Raw genomic sequence first — 2,418 nt, forward strand, 5'->3', positions numbered from 1 at the left:
TGGTGTGAGTGAGGCGGACATGGAGCGTCTGGCGCGTTCCGGGATGCCGCCGCTCACCGTCGAGCAGGGCATCGCCCTGTACGACGCGGCACTCGCCACCGGTGACGCGCTGGTTGCCCCGGTGCGACTGGACCTCGCAGCACTGCGCGGACAGGCCGAAGTGCCTTACCTGCTCCGTGCATTGGTCCGTCACCGCAAGACGCGGCGGAGTGCCGGCGCCGGATCGGCGACTGCCGAAGGGCTGCTCGCCCGGCTGGCGAAGCTGACTCCGCCCGCCCGGCACGACGAGCTCCTGGACCTCGTGCGCGGTCAGGTCGCCCTCGTCCTCGGCCATGCCGGGGCGATGGCTGTCGATCCCGTCTCACCCTTCCGGGAGCTGGGCTTCGACTCGCTCATGGCAGTGGAACTGCGGAACAAGCTGAGTGCGGTCACGGGCCTCCGTCTCACCGCCACGCTCATCTTCGACTACCCGACGGCCACGGTGCTGGCCAGCCACCTCCACGACGAGTTGTTCGGCATCGAGGCCGACAACGCGGTCCCGGCGGGGCTGCTGCCCTCCGTGGCAGACGACCCGATCGTGGTCGTCGGAATGAGCTGCCGCTACCCGGGCGGGGTCGCCTCGCCCGAGGACCTGTGGCGGCTGGTCACGCAAGGGACCGACGCCGTCTCCGGATTCCCGACCAATCGGGGCTGGGACATCGACGGGCTCTACGACCCGGACCCGGGCCACGCAGGCACGTCGTACACCCGCTCGGGCGGATTCCTGCACAACGCGGGCGAGTTCGACCCGGAGTTCTTCGGGATGAGCCCCCGCGAGGCGATGGCGACGGACTCGCAGCAGCGGCTGTTGCTGGAGGCGTCCTGGGAGGCGATCGAGACGGCCGGGATCGACCCGGTGTCACTCAAGGGCTCGCCGACCGGCGTCTTCGCCGGTGTGATGTACAACGACTACGGCACCACCCTGAACGGCAAGCAGTTCGAAGGCCATCAGGGGCAGGGCAGCGCGGGCAGCGTCGCCTCGGGCCGGGTCTCGTACACGCTGGGCCTGGAGGGGCCGGCGATGACCGTGGACACGGCGTGCTCGTCCTCGCTGGTGGCGATGCACCTGGCGGGCCAGGCGCTGCGCAGCGGTGAGTGCTCGCTCGCACTGGCGGGCGGCGTGACGGTGATGTCGACACCCGGCACCTTCGTCGAGTTCTCGCGCCAGCGCGGACTCTCCCCCGATGGCCGGTGCAAGGCGTTCTCCGAGTCGGCCGATGGTGTGGGCTGGTCCGAGGGTGTCGGGATGCTGGTGCTCGAGCGGCAGTCCGACGCGTTGCGCAATGGTCACGAGATCCTTGCGGTGGTGCGTGGTTCGGCGGTCAATCAGGATGGTGCGTCCAACGGTCTGACGGCGCCCAACGGTCCGTCCCAGCAGCGGGTCATCCGCCAGGCGCTCGCCAGCGGCGGGCTCGGGGCCGAGGACGTGGACGCCGTCGAGGCGCACGGCACCGGCACGACACTCGGCGACCCGATCGAGGCGCAGGCGCTGCTCGCCACGTACGGGCGTGACCGGGACCCGGAGCGTCCGTTGCTCCTGGGCTCGGTGAAGTCCAACATCGGTCACACGCAGGCCGCCGCAGGCGTTGCCGGTGTGATCAAGATGATCATGGCGATGCGGCACGGTGTGCTGCCGCAGACCTTGCACGTGACGGAGCCGTCCTCGCACGTGGACTGGTCGGAGGGGGCTGTGGAGCTTCTCGCGGACTCCACGGCTTGGCCGGAGACGGACCGGGTGCGGCGTGCGGGTGTGTCGTCCTTCGGGATCAGCGGCACGAACGCGCACGTGATTCTGGAGCAGCCGGCCACGGTCATCCGCGGCACGGTGGTCGCAACGCCTCCCGCCGTGGTGCCGTGGGTGCTCTCCGGCAGGACTCCCGAAGCGCTGGCGGACCAGGCGGCGCGGTTGCTGTCGATGACGGACAGCGCTGATGCCTCCGGCACGACGGACATCGGGTACTCGCTGGCAACGACCCGCTCGGGGTTCGAGCACCGTGCGGTGGTCCTGGCGACCGAGCCGACGGAGACCGTGCGCGCACTGACCGCCCTGGCCTCCGGCGCCCCCGACAACTCGGTCGAGTCCGGAGCCGTACGGGTCGGCAGGACCGCGGCCCTCTTCTCCGGTCAGGGCAGCCAGCGCATCGGGATGGGCCGTGAACTCCACGGCCGCTTCCCGGTGTTCGCCGCGGCGTTCGACGCCGTGCTCGACGCGATCGAGGCCTCGTCCGCGTACTCCCTGCGCGAGGTGGTGTGGGGCGAGGACGTGGAGCTGCTGAATGACACCGGTTTCACTCAGCCGGCGTTGTTCGCGGTTGAGGTGGCGTTGTTCCGGTTGGTGGAGTCGTGGGGTGTGGTTCCGGACTTTGTGGCGGGTCATTC

General features: G+C 70.2%; 1 pseudogene. It reads left to right on the plus strand.

The annotated features are described in order from the left end of the window. Positions 1-4: 4 nt before the first annotated feature. A pseudogene (locus ACFVJX_RS35990) lies at positions 5-2,418 on the plus strand (beta-ketoacyl synthase N-terminal-like domain-containing protein); the annotation flags it as partial.

Source organism: Streptomyces sp. NPDC127177 (assembly GCF_042672475.1).
Lineage (GTDB): Bacteria > Actinomycetota > Actinomycetes > Streptomycetales > Streptomycetaceae > Streptomyces.